Genomic DNA, 22250 nt, shown 5'->3' on the forward strand with positions numbered 1-22250 from the left:
CGGCTCAGGACGGCGGCCCCACCTGCCGAAGACCAGGTGTGGCCATCGCCCGGGGACTGCGCGCACGGCAGCCGCGCGCCGCCGCGCGGTCGCTCGTGCTGATGATCGCCGTGTCCGCCGGCGTACTGGCCGTGGTCAGCACCTTCGGCGCCAACGCGGCGAGCGCCGTGACCGTCGGGGCCACCTGGGCGGGCGTCGCGTTCCTCGTCGTCCTCGCCGCCGTCGTGCGCCGCACCGAGCCCGGCCGGCTCGACCGGGCCGGCGTCTTCGTCGCCGTGGGGATCGCCGGGGTGGCGATGGTCTGCGTGCTCAACTGGATCACCGAGGACACCTCGGCCGGCGCGCAGGCGTTCCTCGCCTTCCCGGTGCTGTGGGCCGCCTCGCACCTGCGCCGGACCGCGGTCGCCGTCGTCACCGCCGCCGCGGTCGTCGCCAACGCCGTCGTCGTGCCGCTGCTGGTGCCGCTGGAGACCGCGCTGTCCGACGTGCTGCTGACGGGCGTCGTCCTCGCGGTCGTGGCCTCGATGCTCGAGCGGGCCGGGTCGGTGCAGGAGCGGCTGGTCGAGGCGCTGGAGCAGCAGGCCACCGTGGACACCCTCACCGGCCTGGTCAACCGCCGCGTCTTCGACGACGCCCTCGCCGTCGCGCTCGACGGCCGCCGCGCGGGCCCGGCCGAGGGCACCGCGCTCATGCTGCTCGACGTCGACTCGTTCAAGCAGATCAACGACGTGCACGGGCACCCGGTGGGCGACGACGCGCTGGTCCACCTCGCCGGGATCATCCGCCGGCAGATCCGCGCCGGCGACGCCGTGCTGTCCCGGCTCGGCGGCGACGAGCTCGCCGTGCTGCTGCCCGGCTGCAGCGCCGACGTCGCGGTCGACCGCGCCGGGGCGCTGCTGGAGAGCGTGCTGTCGACGCCGCTGACGCTGCCCGACGGGAGCCTGCTGGCCATGTCGGTGAGCGTGGGCGTGGCGCACTCCGGCGGCCGGGCGCCCGGGATGCGCGAGTTCTACGCCGCCGCCGACCGCGCCCTCTACCGCGCCAAGCGCGGCGGCCGCGGCCGCGTCGAGGTCGCCCCGGTCTGAGTCGCCCCGGTCTGAGTCGCCCCGCCTAGCTGATCGCCCAGGTGCCGCCCTCGGCGCGCACCACCCCGGCGCGCTCCAGCCGGGCCAGGTGCTGCTCGGCGGTGCGCCGCTCCACCGTCGGCACGAACGGCAGCTGCACGTGCGGGCGGTACACCAGTCGGTGCTCGACCACCTCGGCCACCGTGCGCGGCCGCTCGGCGAGCAGGCCGAGCAGCGTCTCGTCGCGGCGGGCGACGACGCCCGCGTAGGTGTCGAGCGCGGCGAGGAACGCCTCCCGCCCCTCGACGACGCCCTTCTGGTGCGCGGTGCCGTACCAGCGGGCCTCGATGCCGCGGAGCCGGTCGAAGGAGGCCTCCAGCGCGTCGAGGTCGCTGCTCACGTCGCCGTAGTACGGGCCGAAGCCGGTGAGGTCGATGTCGCCGATGAACAGGAAGCCGTCGGGCTCCACGAGCAGCCCGCAGTGCCCGGCGGTGTGCCCGGGCAGGTGGACGACGGTCAGCGTGCGCCCGCCGAGGTCGATCACGTCGCCGTCGGTCACCTCCCGGACGTCGGCGTGCCCGGTGATGCCGAAGTCCGTGCGCAGCTCCTCGCGGAAGACGTCGGCGGCCGCGTCGTCCATCCCGAAGCCGGCGAGCAGCGCCTCGGTCTCACGCACCGCGGGGGCGTCGGCCGGGTGCGCGTGCGCCGGCACCTCGGGGAAGACGTGCAGGCCCGCGACGTGGTCCTCGTGCCCGTGGCTGACGAACGCCAGGTCGACCGGCCCGACGGCGCGACCGCGGCGGCCGACCTCGATCGACGGGTCCACGAGCGCCGTCGCCTCGGTGCCCGCGACCAGCAGCGAGTTGCCGCACGGGTAGCGGCCGCCCTCGGCGGAGGCGAGGAGCGTGATGCCGCCGTAGCGGAGGTCGTCGTCGCGGCTGCCCACGCGCCCACCCTGGCACGGCGCGGAACGGCGGGGGCGACGGCGGCTCGTAGAGTGCCGCCCGACGGCGGCGGAGGAGGGGACGGGATGCGCGACGTGCTCTCGACGCTCACCCGCGACGTGCTCTTCGGCCCGCTCGACACGCCCGGTCGCACCGAGGCGGTGGTCAACCGGCTGCGCACGGCCGTCGCCCTCGGTGTGCTCGCCGACGGCGCCCAGCTGCCCTCCGAGGTCGAGCTCGCCGCCCAGTTCAACGTCGCGCCGGGGACCCTGCGGGAGGCGCTCGCGGCGCTGCGCGAGGAGGGCATCGTCGAGACCCGGCGCGGGCGCGGCGGCGGCAGCTTCGTCCGGGTGCCCGAGTCGCTGCACGTCGCGCACGCGTCGGCGCTGCTGGCGTCGATGCCCCCGCCGGAGTTCCGCGACCTCTCCGACTGGCGGGCCGCCGTCGCCGGCGCCTCCGCCGAGCTGGCCGCCGAGCGCGCCTCCGACCAGGACGTCGGCCACCTCGGCTCGCTGGCCGGCAGCCTGGCCGCCGCCGAGGACGAGGCGACCGCCCGCCGGTTCGACGCCCGGTTCCACATCGCGCTGGCGGCCGCGGCCCAGTCGCGCCGGCTGAGCACCGAGGCGATCAACCTGCAGGTCACCTACGCCCCCATGCTCGCGCTCGTGTACGCCGACCCCGACGTCCGGCGCGAGGGCGGGACGCGGCTGGCCGAGGTCGCCGACTGCGTCCGCGCCGGCGAGGCGGAGCGGGCGCGCCGCGTCGTGACCGAGCTGACCAGCGACACCGCGCGCAGACTGTCCCGGCTGCGGAGCCGGACGGCGGCGCCGGGCACCGGGACGGGGAGGGAGGCGCGGTGACGCAGGACGACGTCGACCAGGGGACCGCGGTGGCGCGGGCCGTCACGCGGGTCCGCACCCACCTCGACGGCCTGGCCGCCCTGCTGGAGGGGGTGCGGGAGCCGGTCGAGGCCGGCCTGGCCGCCGCCGGCGCCGACGTGCCCGCGCTCGGCTACCGGGAGCTGACCGCGCTGCTGCGCGAGGTCGCGGCGCCGCACTGCACCGCGGCGCTCGGCGCGGCGCCGTCGGTGGCCGGCGTCGGGTGCGTGGCGCAGAGCCCGGCGGAGGCGGGGGAGGCCTTCGCGATGGTCTGGTGGGTCAGCCGCAACGGCGTGGTGAGCGAGAAGCGGCACGACCTCAACCCCACCTCCGACGCCTTCTACGACTACCGGGACGCCGAGTGGTTCTCGGTACCCCGCACCACCGGCGGGTTCGTCGTCGCGGGCCCCTACATCGACGCGTGGGGCACCGACGACCTCACGATCACCGCGGGCCTGCCGCTGCGGGCCGGTGGCCGGGCGATCGGGGTCGTGGCGCTCGACGTCGCCACCGCCCGCTTCGTCGGCGAGCTCACCGACGCGCTCGACGAGCTGCCGCAGGACGCCGTCCTGGTGAACGCCGACGGCCGCGTCGTCGCCTCGACCGCGCCCGACCTCAGCACCGGCCTGCGGCTGACTCCGCGCTCGCGCGCCGCCGCGGGCGCGCCGGCCGGCACCGCGGTCCCGGCCGGCGCCCGCGGCTGGTCGCTGGTGCTGCTCCCCGGGGCCGACGCCCCCGCCTGACCCGGCACCCCGCCCGCCGGGTCCCGGCGGGCCTCGCGCAACGACTCGGCAACGACCGCCAGAACAGCCGTTGACCTCTAAAACGTCAGGACTGTAGGTTTTCGCCACCGCGCCGCCCGGGAGGGCGTGCGGGGGCCCGCGGGAGCCACCTGCCGGACCCTCCGCAGCGGTCCGTCCACCGCCTCCAGACGACGTCCGGCTCCGGCCGGTCGCCGTCCGTGGAGTGCCGTCCACCAACAGCAGGGAGCCGTCGTGGGGGATGTCCGGGTCGCCGTCGTGGGAGCCGGGGTGTGTGGGGTGACCACCGCCCTGGAGCTCCAGGCGCTCGGCGTGCGCGACGTCGTCGTCCTCGACGCCCGCCACCCCGGCGACGGGTCCTCCGGGCTGTCGGTCGGCATGGTCGAGACGCAGTACGTCGAGGTGCCCGACATCGCCGTCCGGGCGCACGGCCGCCGGTACTACGACGCGGTCGAGCGCGACCACGGGCTGACGTTCGTCCGCGGCGGCTACCTGCGCACCGCCCACGACGGCGCCGACCTCGCCGACTACGAGCGCAGCGTGCGGCGGCAGCGCGAGGCCGGCGTCCCCGACGCCGAGGTGCTCGACGCCGCCGAGATCGCGCGGCGCTGGCCGCAGCTGGTGGTCGACGACCTCACCGGCGGACTGTACGGGCCCTCCGACGGCCACATCGACGGCTACGAGTACTGCACGCTGGCCGCCCGGCTGGTCCGCGAGCGCGGCGGCCGGGTGCTCCCCGGCACCCCGCTCGTCGGCGCGGAGTCCCTGCCCGGCGGCGGCTGGCGCCTGGTCACCGGCCGCGAGCCGGTCGAGGCCGACGTCGTCGTCAACGCCGCGGGGCCGTGGGCCGGGGTGGTCGGCGACCTGCTCGGCGCGCCGGTGCCCCTGGTGCCGCAGCTGCACGGGGCGGTGACCGTCGAGCTGGCCGCGCCGCTCACCCCGCTGCTGCCCTTCGTCATGGACTACGTGCCCGGCTCCGGCCAGGCCGGCGTCTACTTCCGCTCCGAGCGCGCCGACCAGCTCGTCGCCGGCCTGCACGTGGAGGAGGCCGTCGCCGAGTCGGTGTCGCCCGACGTGCCGCTGGGCCGGGTCGACGACGCCTTCCTCGAGGAGCTCGTCGAGCGCATGGGCGAGCGCCTCGCCGACACCGACGGCGCCGGCATCGGGCGCAGCTGGACCGGCATCTACCCGATGACGCCCGACCACCGGCCGATCGTCGGGCGTCACCCCGCCCGCGCCGACGTCGTCTGCGCGGTGGGCGGCGGCGGCAACGGCATCCAGCTCGCCCCGGCCATCGGCCGCGTCGCCGCCGAGGCGCTCACCGGCGCCGCCGACCCCACGTTCGCCGCGACCGACCCGGGCTGGGACCCGGCCCGCATCGCCGACGGCGCCCCCGCCGGCCCCGCCTCCGCGCAGACCCCCTGACCGACCCGACCCGACGACTGAGGAGTCCCCGGTGACCACCAGGCTCGACTACGGATCGACCGACCTCGGCGACGCCGCGCTCGACGCGCGCTTCGAGGCCGCCCTCGCCGAGGCGCGGAAGGGCGCCGACGTGCTCGACCACGTCATCGGCGGGCGGCCCGACGGGCGCGGGGAGACCTTCACCCGCGAGGACCCGTGCGCCCCCGGGACCGTGGTCTCGACCGCCCGCACCGCCGACGACGCCGTGGTGGCCGACGCCGTGGCCGCCGCCCGCGCCGCCGCCCGGGGCTGGCGGACGACGTCCCCGGCCGACCGGATCGCCGCCCTGCGCGCGGCGAAGGCCGGGTTCGCCGACCGCGCCGTGGAGATCGCCGGCGTCGTCTCCGCCGAGACCGGCAAGACCCGGCTCGAGGCGCTGGCCGAGGCGCAGGAGGCCGTCGACCTCGTCGAGCACTACTGCGCCGAGATGGAGCGCAACGACGGCTTCGTCACCCCGCTGCGGTCGGGTCCCGGCGAGCGCAACACCGACGTGCTGCGCCCCTTCGGCGTCTTCGCCGTCATCGCGCCGTTCAACTTCCCGGTCGCCCTCGCCGTCAACATGGCGGCGGCCGCGCTGGTCACCGGCAACACCGTCGTGGCCAAGCCCTCGGACAAGACGCCGCGCTCCACGGCGCTGGCGTGGGAGCTGCTCGGCGCGGCGCTGCCGGCCGGTGTGCTGAACGTGGTGCACGGCGGCGCGGACACCGGCCGCGCGCTGGCCGGCGCCGCCGTCGACGGGATCGCCTTCACGGGCTCGGCCGCCGTCGGCTGGCAGCTGGTGCGCGAGCTGGGCCAGGGCGCGTACGCCCGCCCGGTGCTCGCCGAGATGGGCGGCAGCAACCCCGCGATCGTCACCGCCACCGCCGACCTCGACGACGCCGCCCACGGCATCGCCCGCTCCGCCTTCGGACTGTCGGGCCAGAAGTGCAGCGCCTGCCGCCGGGTGGTGGTCGACCGCAGCGTCGCCGACGAGCTGCTCGAGAAGCTGGCCGCCGCGGCCGAGGCGATCGTCGTCGGCGACCCGGCCGACCCGCGTACCGGCATGGGCCCGGTCGCCGACGACGCCGTCAGCCGCCGCATCGACGACGCCCTGGCCGCCGCCGCCCGCGACGGCCGGGTGGTCACCGGCGGGCGGGCCGCGGAGCTCGACGGCAACTTCTACCGGCCGGTCGTCGTCACCGACCTGCCGCCGGGCCACCCGCTGACCCGCGAGGAGCTGTTCGCGCCGTTCGTCACCGTCACCGCGGTGGACGGCTTCGACGCGGCGATCGCGGAGGCCAACGCCGTCGACTACGGCCTGTCGGCGGGGGTCTTCACCGGCGACGAGGAGGAGACGGAGCGCTTCCTCGACGAGATCGAGGCCGGCGTCGTCTACGTCAACCGCCGCGCCGGCGCGACCACCGGCGCCTGGCCCGGCATCCAGTCCTTCTGCGGCTGGAAGGCCAGCGGCTCGTCCGGCAAGGGCGGCCTCGGCCCCTGGTACCTGCCCGGCTTCATGCGCGAGCAGTCGCGCACCGTCGCCGGCTGACCGGCCCCACCCCACCGGCCCACCCCACCCACCCCACCGACCGAGGAGGCACCGTGACGGTCGCCGAGCTCCGGGACCGCGCCCGCCGCGTCATGCCGGGCGGCAACACCCGCAGCACGCTGTTCGTGCCGCCGCACCCGCCGTACGCGGTGTCCGGCGCCGGCTGTGTCGTCACCGACGCCACCGGCCACCGGGTCGTCGACTGCAACAACAACTACACGGCGCTCATCCACGGTCACGCGCACCCGGAGCTGGTCGCGGTGGCCACCGAGGCGGTGGCGGCGGGCTCGGCGTTCGGGCTGCCGACGGAGTCCGAGGTGGTGTGCGCCGAGCTGCTGCGCGAGCGGACCGGGCTGCCGAGCTGGCGGTTCTGCAACTCCGGGACCGAGGCCGTGATGATGGCGCTGCGGGGCGCCCGGGCGGCCACCGGCCGCGACCTGGTGGTCCGCTTCGCCGGCAGTTACCACGGCACCTACGACGCCGTCGTCGACCCGGCCGCCCCCGGCGTCCCGGGCAGCGTCGCCGACTCGGTGGTCACCCTCCCGCAGGGCGACGCCGGCGCCCTCGCCGACCTGCTGCGCAGCCGGGGGAGCGAGGTCGCGGCCGTCCTGCTCGACCTCATGCCCAACCGGGCGGGCCTGCGCCCGGCCGACCCGGCCTTCGTCGAGCAGGCCGCCGACCTCACCCGCCGCGCCGGCGCGCTGCTCGTCGTCGACGAGGTCATCACCCTGCGGCTGGAGGTCGGCGGGCTGCACACCCGCTACGGCCTCGAGCCCGACCTGGTCACCGTCGGGAAGGTCGTCGGCGGCGGCTTCCCGGTCGGCGGCGTCGGCGGGCGGGCCGAGGTGCTCGACTCGTTCAGCCCGCTCACCGACGGCCCGGTCAGCTGGGGCGGCACCTTCAGCGCCAACCCGGTGACCATGCGCACCGGCACCGCCGCGCTGCGGCTGTTCGGGGCGGCGGAGGTGGCCGCGCTCAACGCCCGCGGCGACCGGCTGCGCGGGGAGCTGGCCGGACGCGGGGTCCCGGTGAGCGGCTCGGGCTCGCTGGTGCGCCTGCTGCTGCCCGACCCCGGCGCCACCTGGTGGCGGCTGTACGAGCGCGGCGTGCTGGCCGGCACCAACGGCCTGCTCGCCCTGTCGACCCCGATGACCGACGACGACGTGGACGCCGTCCGCGACGCCGTCCTGTCCGCCGTGGAGGGAGCCGCGTGAGCGCCGTCGCGCAGGAGCCGGCCGTCGTGCTCGACCGGATCCACAAGCAGTTCGGCGACCTCGTCGTCGTGAGGGACGTGTCGCTGACGGTGGCCCGCGGCGAGGTCGTCGCGATCATCGGACCCAGCGGCTCGGGCAAGAGCACCCTGCTGCGCTGCATCAACCTGCTCGAGCGGGCCGACTCCGGCCGGGTCGAGGTGGTCGGCCGCGCCGTCGAGCCGGGCGCCGGGGTGGCCGGCCGCGACCTCGCCGCCCTGCGGCGCAGCGTCGGCATGGTCTTCCAGTCGTTCAACCTGTTCCCGCACATGACCGTGCTGCGCAACGTGTCGCTGCCGCAGGAGCGGGTGCTCGGCCGCAGCCGCGCCGAGGCCGACGCGCGGTCCCGGCAGCTGCTCGAGCGGGTGGGCCTGGCCGCCAAGGCCGACACCTACCCCTCCCGCTGCTCCGGCGGCCAGCAGCAGCGGGTGGCCATCGCCCGCGCCCTGGCCCTCGACCCCGAGGTGATGCTCTTCGACGAGCCGACCTCCGCGCTCGACCCGGAGCTGGGCCTCGAGGTGCTCGCGGTCATGCGGGAGCTCGCCGCCGACGGCATGACGATGGTCGTGGTCACCCACGAGATCCACTTCGCCGCCGACGTCGCCGACCGCGTCGTGGTCATGGCCGACGGCGCGGTCCTCGAGGAGGGCACCCCGGAGCAGGTGCTGCGCAGCCCGTCCACCGAGCGCGCCCGCCGCTTCCTCAGCGCGGTGGTCGACCGCTGATGGAGGTCCTCGAGGCGGTGCTGCTCGGGGTGCCGGTCACCCTGCTGGTCACGGTCGCCGCGCTGGCCCTCGGCGCGGTGCTGGCGGTGCCGCTCGCGGCGGCCCGGCGCTCCCGGGTCGTCCCGCTGCGCTGGCTCGGCCGCGTCGTCATCGACGTCGTGCGCGGCATCCCGCCGGTCGTCTGGCTGTTCCTCATCTTCTTCGGCCTGGGCCGCGACCTGATCAGGCTCGAGCCGATCGAGGCCGGGATCATCGGGCTGGGCGTCATCTCCGCCGGCTACCTGGCCGAGATCTACCGCGGCGGGCTGTCGGCGGTGCACGCCGGCCAGTGGGAGGCCGCCTCGGCGCTCGGCATGGGCGGCACGGACACCCTCGTCCGCGTCGTCGCGCCGCAGGCGTTCCGGGTCTCGCTGCCGGCCGTGACGACCTACGCGATCAGCCTGCTCAAGGACTCCACGATCGTCTCGGCGATCGGGGTCAGCGAGATCCTGTTCCGGGCCACGCAGAGCGCCCGCTCGACGGGCGCCGGGCTCACCCCGTTCTTCGTCGCCGCCGCGGTGTACATCCTCCTCAGCGCGCCGCTGGCCTGGCTGTCGCGGGGCCTGGACGCCCGGCTGCGGGCGAGGGTCGCGCGATGACCGGGCTGCTCACCTCGTGGGGCGAGTGGCTGCCCCGTCTGCTGGAGGGGCTGGTCACCAGCGTCGAGCTCACCGCGGCCAGCCTGCTGCTGGGCATCCCCCTGGGGCTGGTGCTCGCGCTGCTCAGCTCCTCACGCACCCGCGCGGTGCGCTGGGCCGCGATCGCGCTGGTCGAGATCGGGCGCGGGACGCCGGCGCTGGTGATGCTGCAGTTCGTCTACTACGGGCTGCCGTCGGCGGGGCTGTCGCTGACGGCCTTCGTCTCGGCGGTGGCGGCCCTGTCGCTCACCACCGCCGGCTACACCAGCGAGATCCTGCGCGGCGGCCTGCAGGCGGTGCCGGCCGGCGAGACCGAGGCGGCCGGCGCGCTCGGGATGTCCCACCGCGACACGCTGCGCTTCGTCGTCGTGCCGCAGGGCGTCCGGATCGCGCTCCCGTCGCTCATGGGCTTCGCCATCCTGATCTTCCAGGCCACCTCGCTGACCTTCACGATCTCGGTCGTCGAGCTGCTCAGCCAGGCCTACTCGATCGGTGCGGCCACCTTCCGCTACCTCGACGTCCTCGTCCTCGCCGGCCTGCTCTACCTGGCCGTGACCATCCCGGCCGGGCTGCTGACCAACCGCACCGAACGGCGGCTGTCCCGCCACCTCTGACGGCACCACCCGCTCCACCCGCACCCAGCGCGACGGCGCCCCGCCGTCGGGCCAGTTCGTCCTGAGGAGATCACCGTGAAGACGCACCGCCTGAGCGCCGCCGTCCTCGCCCTCGGTTCCGCCGTGGCCCTCGTGGGCTGCGGGTCGGACTCGACCAGCGAGGTGGCGGCCGACTGCGAGCCCGCCCACGAGTTCGAGACGGTCAGCGAGGGCGTGCTCACCGTCGCCCTGACCAACACCCCGCCGTACTCCTTCGAGGAGGGCGGCCAGGCCGAGGGCATCGACAGCGACATCCTCAAGCAGATCGCCGCCGACGAGTGCCTGACGATCGAGTACGAGGCCTACACCTACGCCACCGCGGTCCCGGCCGTGGAGACCGGCCGGGTCGACGTCGCCGTCGGCGGCTTCTACCGCACGGCCGCCCGCGGCGAGGTCGTCACGCTGAGCGCCCCGGTCTACCTCGACGAGCTCACCGTCATGTCCGCCGACGGCGTCTCCACCGTCGACGACCTGGTCGGCAAGCAGGTCGGCACCGTCGAGGGCTATCTGTGGGTGGACGCGCTGCGCGAACTACTCGGTGACGACCTGCGCACCTACCCCGACTCGCTGAGCCTGGCGCAGGACCTGACCGCCGGCCGCCTCGACATCGGCCTCGACGGCTACGGCGCCGCCGCCCAGTCGACCGAGGACACCGACTTCGCGATCGAGGTCCTCGAGAGCGACCCGCGGGTGCCGGCCACCGAGGAGCCCTCGCAGACGAGCCTGCTGCTCGACCCGAGCAACGACGCCCTGGCCACCGCCGTGGACGAGCACATCGGGGCCATGCGCGAGGACGGCTCGCTCGTGACCATCCTCGAGGACAACGGCCTCCCCGCGTCGGCGGCCGAGGTCGGGGACGCGCGGCTGATCTGACCCCCGGCAGCCGCGTCCGCGGGCCCGTGGCCGGGCGACCCCCGGCCGCGGGCCCGCGCCGTCCCGCCTCCGCGCGCGGACGGCGGGCCGACAGCGCTCCGGAGGCCCCTCAGCGCAGGGAGCGGGCCGCCGCGGCGAGGGTGCGGGCGGTGAGCCGGCCGTCGGCGAGGCCGAGCGCGACGACGTCGTCGAACACTCGCTGGTCGGCCGCCGCGGCGCGGAAGGCGGCGTCCATGACCACCGGCCACCGGCTGATCCACGACGCCGCCGACGCCGACCGGTGGTGCGCGCCCAGCCGCCGGCGCAGCGCCCGCCGGTGCAGCGCACCCGCGCCCGCCCCGGCCGCGGCCGCCCGCCCGGCGAGCACGCCGGACAGCACCGCGTAGAAGATCCCCTCGCCGGTCATCGGGTTGACCAGCGAGGCGGCGTCCCCGGCGAGCAGGACCCGGCCGTCGGGCTGGCGCGGGCGGCCGGTCGACAGCGGCAGCCGGTGCGCGCGCAGCCCCTCCGGCTGCACCCCGGGCAGCAGCCGGTGCAGGCCCTCCACCAGCGCGGCACGGTTCGCCCCGCCGCTGACCAGCTCGCCGTAGCCGACGTTGGCCCGCCCGTCACCGAGGGGGAACGACCACGCGTAGGCCGGCCAGCGCTGCTCGGTGGTCACCAGCACCTGCGTGCCGGCCTGACCGGGCAGCTCCGGCGCGTAGCCGCGCAGCGCCACCGCCAGCCGGTCGTCGCGGTTGCGGCCCAGCCCCAGCGACCGGCGCACCACCGACTCCGCGCCGTCGGCGCCCACCAGCACCCCGGCGGTGAGCACCCCGTCGACGTCCACCCCGTCCGGGCCGGGCGTGACCCGGCGGACGGCGTGCCGGCGGAACGCGGCGCCGCGGTCGAGCGCGGCGGCGAGCAGCCGGGCGTCGAACACCTCCCGCGGCACCACCGACGACGGCCGGTGCGTGTCGCGCTCCACCGCCGCGCCACCGGGGGAGCGCAGCGACAGCCGCGGCACGGGGGCGTAGCCCGCGGTCAGTGCGGCGACGTCGACGCCGAGGCCCGCGAGCACGTCGAGCGCCTCGGGGGCGACGCCGTCGCCGCAGACCTTGTCGCGGGGGAAGTCCGCCCGGTCGAGCACCAGCACCGAGGCGCCCGTGCCGAGCGCGGCGAGCGCGGCGGCCGCCCCCGCCGGGCCGCCGCCGGCCACGACGACGTCCCAGCGCTCCACGCCCGCGACGCTAGGCAGGCCCGCGCCGCGCGGCCAGCCGGGGGCTGTCGGGACCGCGCCCCCGCGGCGGAGGATGGCGGCCGTGAGCGCACCGGACGAGCGGGACCTGCTGCTGCGGATGCTGGAGAACCAGCGCGCCGGGCTGCGCAACGCCCTGCTGGGCCTGACCGAGGAGCAGGCGCGGGCGCGGCCCAGCGCGAGCGAGCTGTCACTGTCGGCGCTGGTCAAGCACGTGACGCAGGGGGAGCGGGTGAACGTGGCCGGGCGCATCGGCCGCCGCCCGCACGCGGTGGAGACCGATCCGCAGGCCGAGTGGATGGCGGGCTTCACCGTGGGGCCGGGCGAGACCGTCGAGGTGCTGCTCGACCGCATGGCCGAGGTGGCGCGGGAGACCGAGGAGGTCGTGCGCGCCGAGCGCGACCTCGACCGCGTCGTCGAGGTCCCCGACGGCGTGGCGCAGTGGCTGCCGCCGGGCACCGTCCTCAGCGTGCGGTGGCTGCTGCTGCACCAGATCGAGGAGCAGGCCCGCCACGCCGGGCACGCCGACGTCATCCGCGAGTCGATCGACGGCAAGGGCGCCTGGCAGCTCGAGGCCGAGGCGCAGGGCATCGCCGCGCCGGGCTGGCGCTAGCGGGCGGCCCACTTCCGCGGCGGGTGCTCGTAGCCCTCGACGAAGGCCAGCAGGCCCGCCGCGTCGCCGACCACGCCGAGTGCGTCGAGCCGGCGCTGCTCCAGGTAGCCGTCGTCGGCCATGCGGCGCAGCTGGGCGAGCAGCGGCTGCCAGAACCCGTCGACGTCGAGCAGCGCCACGGGCTTGGCGTGCAGGCCGAGCATCCCCCAGGTCCAGGCCTCGAACAGCTCCTCGAGGGTGCCGGCGGCCCCGGGCAGCGCGACGAAGGCGTCGGCGAGCTCGGTCATCCGCGCCTTGCGCTCGTGCATCGACCCGACGACGTCGAGGCGCGGCAGGCCGGGGTGCGCCAGCTCGTCGTCGACCAGGTGCTGCGGGATCACCCCGACCACCTCGCCGCCGGCGGCCAGCGCGGCGTCGGCCACCGTGCCCATGAGCCCGACGTGCCCGCCGCCGTAGACGACGCCCACCCCGGCCGCGGCCAGGTCGGCGCCCAGAGCCGCGGCGGCCGCGCGGTGCGGCTCCGGCCCGGGCCGGCTGCCGGTGAAGACCGCGACCCGCATCAGGCGCCGTAGTAGCGGAAGACCGGCTCGGCGATGCAGACCGGCTTGTCGCCGCCCTCGCGCTCGATGACCGCCGCGAGGGTCAGCTGCAGCCCGCCGGCGACCTCCTGCACGTCCTTGAGACCGGCGCTGAGCCGGACCCGCGAGCCGACCGGCACGGGGGCGGGGAAACGGACCTTGTTCAGGCCGTAGTTCACGCCCATCGCCGTGTCGGTGACCACCAGCACCTGCCCGGACAGGGAGGCCAGCAGCGACAACGTGAGGTAGCCGTGGGCGATCGGCCCGCCGAAGGGGCTCTCGGCCTTCGCCCGCTCGACGTCGACGTGGATCCACTGGTGGTCGCCGGTGGCCTCGGCGAACGTGTCGACGTGCTCCTGCGTCACCTCGAACCACTCGCTGGTGCCGAGCTCGGTGCCGACCAGGCCGGGCAGCTCGGCCATCGTGGTCGTGGTGGTCATCGTGCGTGCTCCCGTCGTCGGTGGCGGCGTCCGCGCCGGATCCTGCCAGTGCGGTTCACTGGTCGCGTGGGGAGCAGCGGGCTGACGCCGACCGACGGCTGGACCACCTGCTCGCTCGGCCACCGGCACTGGGGCCGCGCGGGGGCGGCGGGCCTGCTGGTGCACCGCTACGGCGCGGGCGGCCCCGAGCTGCTGCTCCAGCACCGGGCGCTGTGGTCGCACCACGGCGGCACGTGGGGGACGCCCGGCGGCGCGCTGCACCTCGGCGAGAGCCCCGAGCAGGGCGCGCTGCGCGAGGTGGAGGAGGAGCTGGGGCTGCCGGCCAGCGCGCTGGTCCTGGGCGCCCGCTCGGTCGACGACCACGGCGGCTGGGCCTACACCACCGTGCTGGCCCGCCCGGCCGGCGAGCTCGACCCCGCGCGGCTGCGGCTCGACGGCGAGAGCACCGGCGTCGCCTGGGTGCCGCTGGCCGGGTTGCACCAGGTGACGCTGCACCCGGGGCTGGCGGGCTCCCTGGACCGGCTGCGCCCCCTGCTGGCGGACACCCCCGCGGCCTGAGGGGTCAGGCGCCGAGCGTCACCGTCAGCGCGCGGTGGTCGCCGACCCCCAGCACGCGGACCGCGGCGTCCCGCGCCGGCACCGGGCCCAGGGCGAGCAGGTGGTCGAGCTGGATGCGCGGCTCGTGCGCGGGGAAGCTCGGGCCGCTGACCAGCCGGGTGGCGCCGAGCAGCCGGGCCGGCACCCCGCCGGGCAGGTTCAGGTCGCCGGCGACGACGACCGGCCCGGGCAGCGCCGCCGCCCACCGCCGCAGCCGGCGCAGCTGGCGCACCGCGGTGGGCGGGGAGAAGGACAGGTGCGTGCCGACGACGGTGAGCCCGTCGAGGCAGGCGGCGACGGCGATGCGCGGCTCGTCGGGCACCCACCAGGTGCGCACCCGGCCGGTGGCGGGGTCGGGCGCGCGCAGCGGCAGCCGGGCACGGCCGGCGCCCAGCCCGAGCACCGCCCACTCCCGCACGGGACGGCGGGACACCAGCGCCACGCCGTACACGGGCCCGTCCACCGCGTCACCGGGCCCGCGCAGCGAGGGCTCCGCGGCGGTCCACGTGCCGCGGAACGGGCTCGGGGTGCCGTGCAGCGTCGCGGCGGCCCGCCAGTCGGCGGCGCCCAGCGCCCCGGCGACGACGGCGGCCTGGTCGGTGCCGTCCGAGCGGTGCTGGCCGCCGTCGACCTCCTGGACGGCGAGCACGTCGACGTCGAGATCGGCCACCGCGGCGGCGAGGCCGGCGGGGGAGAGCACGCGGCCGGCGGGGCCGCGGCCGGAGGCCAGGTTGAGGGTGCCCACGCGCAGGGCGGCGCCGTCGGGCACGGGGGCGACGCTAGCCGGGGACGGTCACCCGTGCGCGGTCCCGCGGTGGACGCGCAACCCCGCGGCTGGTACCTCGTTGTACCGGCGGTGTGAGGCCAGTCTCACCCACCTCGACGGAGAGGAACGGCCGATGAGCGCGCGGCACCGTGCGACCGACGTCGTCGCGACGACCGGACGGCCGGACCCGGACGGCGAGGCCCCGGCGCGCGCCGCTGCACCCGCCTCCGAGACCGCCGCGCAGCGCCTCACCTGGCGGGTGCTCATGTCCTTCGCCGTCACCGGCCTCGTCGTCGCCCCGCTCATGGCCACCGCCGGCGCCGACGCCGCGGGCGCCGCCGGAGGAAGCGGCGCGGACGGCTCCGGCGTCTACATCGCCGACGGCACGGCGGGCGCGGCACCCGGCTACACGCGGCTCACGCCGTCCTTCGGCGTCCCCGGCACGCCCGACGGCTCCCTCTTCCCCGGCTTCGGCACCACGGCGTCGTCCTCGCAGGGCGCCGGCGGCCGGGCGGCCTCCGCGTCGGCCGGGCTCTTCGACCTCGGCGGCGCCGCCGCGTCCGCCGCGTCCGCCGCCCCCGCGCCGGCCGCGGCCCCGGCGGCGCCCGCCGCCCCCGCACCGGCACCCGGGACGCCGACCCCCGGCACCCCGGCCGGCGGCGCACCCGCGGCCCCGGCCGCGCCCGCTCCCCAGGCGCCGGCCCCGGCGCCCGCCCCCGTCCCGGCGCCCGCGCCGGCCCCCGTGCCCGCGCCGCCGGCCCCGCTCGCGCCGGTGACCGAGCCGGTCGGGGAGCTCGTCGAGGACGTCTCCGGCACCGTCGGCGGGGTCGTCGAGGACGTGACCGGCACGGTCGGCGGCACGGTCGGCGGTGTCGTCGGCGGCGTCACCGGGGTCCTGCCCGGCGGCGGCTGACCGCGGGCCCGCCTCCGGCGGCCCGGCGTCCCGGACGCCGCTAGGTTCGGGGCATGAGTGCCCGCGACGACGTCTCGGAGATCTTCGACAGCGCCGCGTGGCAGCCGGTCGACGGGTTTGACTTCGGTGACATCACCTACCACCGCGCCGTCGACGCCGGCGTCGTCCGGATCGCCTTCGACCGGCCCGAGGTGCGCAACGCCTTCCGCCCGCAGACGGTCGATGAGCTCATCACCGCGCTCGAGCACGCACGGCTGTCCACCGACGTCGGCTGCGTGCTGCTCACCGGCAACGGGCCGAGCCCGAAGGACGGCGGGTGGGCGTTCTGCTCCGGCGGTGACCAGCGGGTGCGCGGGCGCCACGGCTACGAGCACGAGGTGGGCCGGTCGAGCGGCCGGCTGCACGTGCTGGAGGCCCAGCGGCTGATCCGGTTCATGCCGAAGGTCGTCGTCTGCGTCGTCCCCGGGTGGGCCGCCGGCGGCGGGCACAGCCTGCACGTGGTCAGCGACCTCACCCTGGCCAGCGCCGAGCACGCCCGGTTCAAGCAGACCGACGCCGACGTCGGCAGCTTCGACGGCGGATTCGGCTCCGCCTACCTCGCCCGGCAGGTCGGCCAGAAGTTCGCCCGCGAGGTCTTCTTCCTCGGCGAGGAGTACTCGGCGGCCGACGCGCACGCCATGGGCATGGTCAACCGCGTCGTCCCGCACGCCGAGCTGGAGCGCACCGCGCTGGACTGGGGACGGCGGATCGTCGCCAAGAGCCCCACCGCCCAGCGGATGCTCAAGTACTCGTTCAACCTGATCGACGACGGCCTCGTCGGCCAGCAGTTGTTCGCCGGGGAGACGACCCGGCTGGCCTACGCGGCCGAGGAGGCCGTCGAGGGCCGCGACGCCTTCCTGGAGAAGCGCGACCCCGACTTCTCCCGGTTTCCCTGGCATGTATGAGCCCCTGGCACGTGTGAGCGGAGGACCTGTGATCGTCGAGGTGGTGGGCGGCGCCGACGAGCGCCCCGAGGTGCGGGTCGTCGACACCGACGACCTCACGCGGTTGCACCTGGCCCTGGGCCAGGTCACCGACGAGGAGGCCGACCAGGCGCTGCGCGACGCGGGCCTGGGCCGGATGCAGGACGCCGACACCGGCGTCCTCGACGCCGCGGCCCTGCGCGCCGCGGCCGAGCCGGACGCCGACGTCGCCGACTGGGCGCAGCGCTGGGACGGCATGGTCGAGTCCGCCCGCGGCCGGGGCTGGGTCAGCGACGACGGCGCGTTCCTGCAGGTCCACGTCGAGTCGGCGGCCGGCGCCTGACCTCCCACGGGCCCCGCGCAACCCGCCGTTCCGGCAGGAGGGGTTGCGGGGGACCGGTCGGGTGACTCGGCACCCCGGTCGTTGTGGTGACTCCACCGACAGGCCAGTATGAGGCGGTGCACAACCTGATGACGTGCGAACGGACCCGCTCGTGAGCGGCACGCCCGGACGACCGCTGAGCGCCGAGCTGTCCGAGCAGCTGGTCGCGGTCGCCGTCGACATCCTCGCGGAGGAGGGCTGGGGCCGGCTCAACAGCGACCGCGTCGCGGCCCGCGCGCGGGCGGGCAAGGCCGGCATCTACCGGCGCTGGCCGTCGATGTCCGCGCTCGCCCGGTCGGCGGTCAGCCGCTTCACGCTGGTGACGGCGCCGCAGGACGAGGGCTCGCCCCGTGCCGACCTGGCCGCGCTGGTCGCCTCCTGGCGCCGGCCGCTGTCGCGCGAGGAGCGCGCCGTGGCCAGCCTGGTCGGCGCCGCCCGGCACGACGAGGACCTGCGCGCCGGGCTCGACGCGGCCCTCGTGCACCCGCTCACCGACGCCGTCGAGACGCTCGGCGACCGCTGGTCGGCGCGGGGCGAGGAGGTGCCGGCCGAGCGGCTGGCCCTGCTGCGCTCGGTGCTCGAGGCGTTCTGGTGGCAGCGGCTCACCGTGGCCGGCGACGGCGCGCTGGTGGCCGAGCACGTGGAGCAGGTCGTCGACGACGTCCTGCTGCCGATCGTGGCGCCTGCCGTGGAGCGGGTCGCGAGCTGAGGGCGCCGGGTCAGACCGCCCGCAGCGTCCCCGGGACGGCGCCGGCCGCGGTCCCGGGGCCGGCCACGCCCGCGTCCTCGAGGTCGGCCTGCATGCGGGACAGCAGCCGGCCCGTCGTCGCCCGCACCTCCGCGACGAGGACGGGCACATCCGCGGGCTCGGGCAGCGGGTCGCGCAGCGTGAGGACCAGCGACCGGGTGACCGACAGCCAGGTGGCCGCCACCAGCCGGGCGGCCAGGCGTGGGGGCGTGGTGAGGCCGGCGGGCGGCTCCTCCGTGAGGGCCTCCTCGAGCGCGTCCGCGAGCAGGCGCTCGGCCTCGTGGTGCAGCTCGCGCTCGGCGGCCTGCAGTGCCGGCGAGCGGTCGAGGGCGGCGACGGCGCAGCGGCCCTCGGGCTCACCGAGGCGCTGGGCGAAGCCGGCCATCGACTCCACCAGGTGGCGGCAGAGGGCGCCCAGCGGGGTCACCCCGGCGGGCCGCTCGCGGACGGCGTCGGCCGGTCCGGTCACCCAGGGGGCGCGCCCGGACCAGTAGAGCTCCTCCTTGGTCGCGAAGTGGTTGAACACCGTCTGCACGGCCACGTCCGCGGCCGCCGCGACGTCGGCGATGGTGACGGCGTCGAACCCGCGCTCGGCGAACAGGCGCTGAGCGGTCGCGAGGACGTGCGCCCGGGTCAGTGCCTTCTTCCGCGCACGCAGGGACTGCTCACTCACGGTTCGAGGCTAGCAACGCAGCGTTGCGACTCCGGTCCCATCCGGAACGACATCAGCCGGACGGGGCATGCCGGCGCGGCGACAGGGGTGTGCTCGGGCATCCGGACGATCCTGCCCCGGACCGCCCGGTCCCGCAGGCCGACGGGCCTGGCACCCGGTGCCACCCCGCCGTCGGCCGTGCCGGGCCGGTGGGGTTGGCTGGTCGCCGGACGGCGCCGACGGGGACGCCGCCGGGTTCGAGGAGGACCGACGCCGGTGAGGACCAGGGGAGCGGTGCTGCGCGAGGCGGGCACCGAGTACGAGATCGTCGACCTCGAGGTCGTGGACCCCGGGCCGGGCGAGGTTCTGGTCGAGATGGCCTACGCCGGCCTGTGCCACTCCGACGAGCACCTGCGCCACGCCAACCCCGGCGGGCGCTACCCGATCGTCGGCGGCCACGAGGGCTCCGGCGTCGTCCTGGCCGTCGGCCCGGGCGTCACGGGCGTGGCGCCGGGCGACCACGTCGTCACCAGCTTCCTGCCTGCCTGCGGGCACTGCCGGTACTGCGCGACCGGCCGCTCCAACATCTGCGACGCCGGCGCCACCATCGCCATCGGGCAGCTGCCCACCGGCACCTACCCCTTCCGGCTCGACGGCGAGCCGCTCGGCGGCTTCTGCATCGTCGGCGCGTTCGCCCGGCACACCGTGCTCAGCGAGTTCTCCTGCGTGCGCATCGACCCGCACCTGCCGCTGGACACCGCCGCCCTGCTCGCCTGCAGCGTGCCCACCGGCTGGGGCTCGGCGGTCTACTCCGGCGGCACCCGCCCCGGCGACGTCGTCGTGGTCGTCGGCCTCGGCGGGGTCGGCGTCAACGCCGTGCAGGGCGCGCGGCACGCCGGCGCGGCGCACGTCATCGGCGTCGACCCGGTGGCGATGAAGCGGGAGTTCGCGCAGACCCTGGGCGCCACGCACACCGTCGCCGACGCCGCCGAGGCCGCGCAGCTGGCCCGGCACCTCTCGCGGGGCACCGGCGCGGACGTCGTCGTCGTGACCGTCGGGAAGATGTCGCCCGGCGTGATGGCGGGCGCGTCGGCGTGCCTGGGCAAGGGCGGCACGCTGGTGCTCACGGCGCTGGCCGACCACCCGCGCGAGGGCCACGTGGACCTCAACGGGCAGATGACCACCGTGTTCGAGCACCGCGTGCAGGGCTCGCTGTTCGGCTCGTGCAACCCGTTCCGCGACATCCCGATGCTGGCGCGCCTGGCCGAGGAGGGCCGGCTCGAGCTCGACTCGTTGGTCACCCGCCGGTACGCCCTCGAGGAGCTGAACCAGGGCTACCGCGACCAGGCGGCCGGCGAGACGGTGCGGGGGCTGCTGGTCCACGGGGGTTGACGCCCGCCGCGCCGGGGCAGGTGCCCGGCGTGGCCCTGAGGGTGGGACTGGTGGGAGCCGGTGGCGTGGGCGCGCGGCACGGCCGCACGCTGACCGGACTGGACGACGTGGAGCTGGTCGGGGTGGCCGACGCCGTCCCGGCCGCGGCGCGGGCGCTGGCCGGCGAGCTCGGCGTGCCGGCGCTCGAGCCGGACGAGCTGCTGCGCTCCCGTCTCGACGCCGTGTGGCTGTGCGTCCCGCCGTTCGCGCACGGCGAGCTCGAGCTCGCCGTGGTGCGCGCCGGGCTGCCGCTGTTCGTGGAGAAGCCGCTGGGCGCCGGGCTCGCCGTCGCCGAGGAGGTGGCCGCCGCCGTCGCGGCCGCGGGCGTGCCGACGGCGACCGGCTACCACTGGCGCCACCTCGACACCGTGGCCGCCGCCCGGGAGGTCTGCGCCGCGCACCCGCCCCGGCTGGTGTCGGCCACGTGGCTGGACAAGGTGCCGCCGCCGGCGTGGTGGTCGCGGGCCGACCGCTCCGGCGGCCAGGTGGTCGAGCAGGCCACCCACGTGCTCGACCTCGCCCGGCTGCTCGCCGGGGAGGTCGCCGAGGTGCAGGCGGTGCGCGCGCCGTCGTCGGACCCCGGCCGCGACGTCGACGACGCCACCGCGGCGGTGCTGCGGTTCGCCTCCGGCGCGGTCGGCACCCTCGCCGCCGCCTGCGCGCAGCCGGCCAAGACCCGCGCCGGCCTCGAGCTCTCCTGCGCCGGCGCCGCGGTGGAGCTGACCGAGACGGCGCTGACGGTGACCACCGCGGAGGGCGCGGACCGCCGGGAGCCCGCGGTGGACGCGCGCCTCGCCGTCGACCGGGCCTTCGTCGACCTGCTCACCGGCGGGCCGCGCGCCGACGGGCTGGTCGACTACGCCGAGGCGCTGCGCACCCACCGCGTCGCTGTCGCGGTGGCCGAGTCGGCCCGCACCGGCGCCCCCGTCCGCCCCGGATAGGGCCCTTGTAGCGCTAATGGCTCCCCAAGGGCTGCAGGGGAGCCGCCGCGGCCGCGCGCGCGACCACCTCGGCGTAGAGCTCCTCGTAGGCCGCCGCCATCACCGCCGGGGCGAAGCGCCGGCGTGCCTCGGCCGCGCACGCCGCCGGGTCGATCGCGCCCACCCGGCGCAGGGCGGCGGCGAGGCCGGCCTCGTCGGCGGCGAGCAGGCCGGTGCGGCCGTCGTCGACCAGCGAGGGCAGGCAGCCGCGCGGTCTGGCGACCACCGGTGTGCCGGCGGCCAGCGCCTCGCACACCGCGGTGCCGCCCGGCTCGTCCCACCGCACCGGCGTCAACAGCGCCCGCGCCCGGCGCAGCAGCGCGTCCTTCCCCGCGCCGGCGACGCTGCCCACCCACCTCGCGCGCCCGCCGTCGAGCTGCGGCGCGACCTCCCGGAGGAACCACGCGACGTCGGGGTGGCCGAGCCCCGGGTGGCCGGGCGTGGCCACCGCGGCGTTGAGCTCGGCCGGGCCGGCGAAGGGCCCCACCGGGCCGGCCAGCACCACCGGGACCCCGGCGGCGGCGCACGCGCGCACCGCGGTGTCGGTGCCCTTGAGCTCGCAGATGCGGGCGAGCACGAGCACGGCGTCGTCGCGGTCCTCCCGGGGTAGCGGCGGCGGGCCGTCCACCGGGACGGCCAGCGGCACCGCGGCCAGCGTCTGGCGCCGCAGCGCGTCGGGCCCGCGGGCCACCTGGCTGTCGGACACCCCGGCGAAGAACACCCGGCCGCGGCCGTCGAAGCGCTCGTAGAACGAGGCGTTGCGGCGCAGGTCCCAGTGCAGCGTGGCGAGCACGGGCGGGGCGGCCGGGCCGAGGGCGCCGAGCACCGCGGGGCCGACCACCTCGAGGTGGGTGTGCACGACGTCGAACGGCTCCGCCGCCACCGCCTCGGCGACGGCGAGCGCGTGGGCGTGCGCGTCGCCCACCACCTGCGGGTACGGCAGGCCCAGGCGCTCGAACCGGCCGGTGGGGAAGGCGCTGACCAGGCCGTCGACCGGGAGCGGGGAGTCGCCGGAGGCGGCCAGCACGACGGTGTGCCCGCGCTCGCGCAGCGCGGTGGTGAGCGTGGCGACGACGTTCTCCAGCCCGCCGTAGCCCGGCGGCGGCACCGGCAGCCACGGGCCGGCGTCCATGA

The 22250-nt window shown here is 77.0% G+C and carries 25 protein-coding genes; 18 read left to right on the top strand and 7 right to left on the bottom strand.

What is annotated here, in order from left to right; all coding sequences use genetic code 11:
- Positions 1-38: 38 nt before the first annotated feature.
- A complete protein-coding gene (locus BUE37_RS00655; RefSeq protein ID WP_245794220.1) occupies positions 39-1085 on the top strand; it encodes a GGDEF domain-containing protein in 1047 nt (348 codons plus the stop codon).
- 25 nt (positions 1086-1110) lie between these two features.
- On the opposite strand, the gene BUE37_RS00660 is transcribed toward BUE37_RS00655, so the two are convergent.
- Positions 1111-2010: an MBL fold metallo-hydrolase gene (locus tag BUE37_RS00660; RefSeq protein ID WP_073417908.1), complete on the bottom strand. Its 900-nt coding sequence runs from the start codon at positions 2008-2010 to the stop codon at positions 1111-1113.
- A gap of 84 nt (positions 2011-2094) precedes the next feature.
- On the opposite strand from BUE37_RS00660, the gene BUE37_RS00665 reads away from it, so the two are divergent.
- The 9 genes from BUE37_RS00665 to BUE37_RS00705 all read left to right on the top strand — a co-directional run bounded on the left by BUE37_RS00665 (position 2095) and on the right by BUE37_RS00705 (position 10817).
- Positions 2095-2868, top strand: a complete 774-nt coding sequence (locus BUE37_RS00665; protein ID WP_073417910.1) for a FadR/GntR family transcriptional regulator — start codon at positions 2095-2097, stop codon at positions 2866-2868.
- Positions 2865-3629: a cache domain-containing protein gene (locus BUE37_RS00670; protein ID WP_073417912.1), complete on the top strand. Its 765-nt coding sequence runs from the start codon at positions 2865-2867 to the stop codon at positions 3627-3629. Before BUE37_RS00665 ends, BUE37_RS00670 begins: the two co-directional genes overlap by 4 nt.
- A 276-nt stretch (positions 3630-3905) precedes the next feature.
- Positions 3906-5072, top strand: coding sequence for an NAD(P)/FAD-dependent oxidoreductase (locus BUE37_RS00675; RefSeq protein WP_281248058.1), 1167 nt, complete (start codon positions 3906-3908; stop codon positions 5070-5072).
- Positions 5073-5103: 31 nt separating this feature from the next.
- Positions 5104-6639, top strand: coding sequence for an aldehyde dehydrogenase family protein (locus BUE37_RS00680; protein WP_073417916.1), 1536 nt, complete (start codon positions 5104-5106; stop codon positions 6637-6639).
- 53 nt (positions 6640-6692) lie between these two features.
- Complete coding sequence (locus BUE37_RS00685) at positions 6693-7853, top strand: aminotransferase class III-fold pyridoxal phosphate-dependent enzyme (RefSeq protein ID WP_217651089.1); 1161 nt, start codon at positions 6693-6695, stop codon at positions 7851-7853.
- Positions 7850-8614 carry an amino acid ABC transporter ATP-binding protein gene (locus tag BUE37_RS00690; RefSeq protein WP_073417918.1) on the top strand — a complete coding sequence of 255 codons (765 nt, stop codon included), beginning with the start codon at positions 7850-7852 and terminating at the stop codon, positions 8612-8614. Before BUE37_RS00685 ends, BUE37_RS00690 begins: the two co-directional genes overlap by 4 nt.
- Positions 8614-9252: an amino acid ABC transporter permease gene (locus tag BUE37_RS00695; RefSeq protein ID WP_083628114.1), complete on the top strand. Its 639-nt coding sequence runs from the start codon at positions 8614-8616 to the stop codon at positions 9250-9252. The genes BUE37_RS00690 and BUE37_RS00695 overlap by 1 nt, the downstream gene beginning before the upstream one ends.
- Positions 9249-9905 carry an amino acid ABC transporter permease gene (locus BUE37_RS00700; protein ID WP_073417922.1) on the top strand — a complete coding sequence of 219 codons (657 nt, stop codon included), beginning with the start codon at positions 9249-9251 and terminating at the stop codon, positions 9903-9905. The genes BUE37_RS00695 and BUE37_RS00700 overlap by 4 nt, the downstream gene beginning before the upstream one ends.
- Before the next feature lie 75 nt (positions 9906-9980).
- Entirely contained in the window at positions 9981-10817 is an 837-nt protein-coding gene (locus BUE37_RS00705; protein WP_175562761.1) for a substrate-binding periplasmic protein, read from the top strand.
- A 109-nt stretch (positions 10818-10926) separates the two neighbouring features.
- Here the strand turns inward: BUE37_RS00705 and BUE37_RS00710 are convergent, their stop codons facing one another.
- Positions 10927-12036, bottom strand: coding sequence for an NAD(P)/FAD-dependent oxidoreductase (locus tag BUE37_RS00710; RefSeq protein ID WP_083628118.1), 1110 nt, complete (start codon positions 12034-12036; stop codon positions 10927-10929).
- 73 nt (positions 12037-12109) lie between these two features.
- Between BUE37_RS00710 and BUE37_RS00715 the strand changes: the two genes are divergently transcribed.
- Positions 12110-12667 carry a DinB family protein gene (locus tag BUE37_RS00715; protein ID WP_073419422.1) on the top strand — a complete coding sequence of 186 codons (558 nt, stop codon included), beginning with the start codon at positions 12110-12112 and terminating at the stop codon, positions 12665-12667.
- On the opposite strand, the gene BUE37_RS00720 is transcribed toward BUE37_RS00715, so the two are convergent.
- Together BUE37_RS00720 and BUE37_RS00725 are read right to left on the bottom strand one after the other, a co-directional pair.
- Complete coding sequence (locus BUE37_RS00720; RefSeq protein WP_073417924.1) at positions 12664-13227, bottom strand: LOG family protein; 564 nt, start codon at positions 13225-13227, stop codon at positions 12664-12666. The two genes, BUE37_RS00715 and BUE37_RS00720, sit on opposite strands and share 4 nt — an antisense overlap.
- Entirely contained in the window at positions 13227-13685 is a 459-nt protein-coding gene (locus BUE37_RS00725) for a MaoC family dehydratase (protein WP_073417927.1), read from the bottom strand. Before BUE37_RS00725 ends, BUE37_RS00720 begins: the two co-directional genes overlap by 1 nt.
- 66 nt (positions 13686-13751) lie before the next feature.
- Here BUE37_RS00725 and BUE37_RS00730 point away from each other — a divergent pair, with 66 nt between their 5' ends.
- Positions 13752-14243: an NUDIX domain-containing protein gene (locus BUE37_RS00730; RefSeq protein WP_073417928.1), complete on the top strand. Its 492-nt coding sequence runs from the start codon at positions 13752-13754 to the stop codon at positions 14241-14243.
- Positions 14244-14247: 4 nt separating this feature from the next.
- Here the strand turns inward: BUE37_RS00730 and BUE37_RS00735 are convergent, their stop codons facing one another.
- A complete protein-coding gene (locus tag BUE37_RS00735; protein ID WP_245794221.1) occupies positions 14248-15051 on the bottom strand; it encodes an endonuclease/exonuclease/phosphatase family protein in 804 nt (267 codons plus the stop codon).
- A 130-nt stretch (positions 15052-15181) separates the two neighbouring features.
- Between BUE37_RS00735 and BUE37_RS00740 the strand changes: the two genes are divergently transcribed.
- The 4 genes from BUE37_RS00740 to BUE37_RS00755 all read left to right on the top strand — a co-directional run bounded on the left by BUE37_RS00740 (position 15182) and on the right by BUE37_RS00755 (position 18014).
- Positions 15182-15961 carry a hypothetical protein gene (locus tag BUE37_RS00740; protein ID WP_073417930.1) on the top strand — a complete coding sequence of 260 codons (780 nt, stop codon included), beginning with the start codon at positions 15182-15184 and terminating at the stop codon, positions 15959-15961.
- Between the two features lie 53 nt (positions 15962-16014).
- Positions 16015-16905, top strand: a complete 891-nt coding sequence (locus BUE37_RS00745) for a 1,4-dihydroxy-2-naphthoyl-CoA synthase (protein WP_073417932.1) — start codon at positions 16015-16017, stop codon at positions 16903-16905.
- Between the two features lie 28 nt (positions 16906-16933).
- Entirely contained in the window at positions 16934-17266 is a 333-nt protein-coding gene (locus tag BUE37_RS00750; protein WP_073417934.1) for a hypothetical protein, read from the top strand.
- A 151-nt stretch (positions 17267-17417) separates the two neighbouring features.
- Positions 17418-18014, top strand: coding sequence for a TetR-like C-terminal domain-containing protein (locus BUE37_RS00755; RefSeq protein ID WP_073417936.1), 597 nt, complete (start codon positions 17418-17420; stop codon positions 18012-18014).
- Between the two features lie 10 nt (positions 18015-18024).
- Here the strand turns inward: BUE37_RS00755 and BUE37_RS23555 are convergent, their stop codons facing one another.
- Positions 18025-18726, bottom strand: a complete 702-nt coding sequence (locus BUE37_RS23555; protein ID WP_073417938.1) for a TetR/AcrR family transcriptional regulator — start codon at positions 18724-18726, stop codon at positions 18025-18027.
- A 255-nt stretch (positions 18727-18981) separates the two neighbouring features.
- On the opposite strand from BUE37_RS23555, the gene BUE37_RS00765 reads away from it, so the two are divergent.
- Positions 18982-20097 carry an NDMA-dependent alcohol dehydrogenase gene (locus BUE37_RS00765; RefSeq protein ID WP_073417940.1) on the top strand — a complete coding sequence of 372 codons (1116 nt, stop codon included), beginning with the start codon at positions 18982-18984 and terminating at the stop codon, positions 20095-20097.
- Positions 20098-20126: 29 nt separating this feature from the next.
- A complete protein-coding gene (locus tag BUE37_RS00770) occupies positions 20127-21077 on the top strand; it encodes a Gfo/Idh/MocA family protein (protein ID WP_073417942.1) in 951 nt (316 codons plus the stop codon).
- 13 nt (positions 21078-21090) lie between these two features.
- On the opposite strand, the gene BUE37_RS00775 is transcribed toward BUE37_RS00770, so the two are convergent.
- The gene (locus tag BUE37_RS00775; protein WP_073419424.1) at positions 21091-22248 is read right to left on the bottom strand and encodes a glycosyltransferase; all 1158 of its coding nucleotides are present in this window, start codon (positions 22246-22248) and stop codon (positions 21091-21093) included.
- Positions 22249-22250: the final 2 nt, after the last annotated feature.

The organism is Geodermatophilus nigrescens (assembly GCF_900129495.1).
GTDB lineage: Bacteria > Actinomycetota > Actinomycetes > Mycobacteriales > Geodermatophilaceae > Geodermatophilus > Geodermatophilus nigrescens.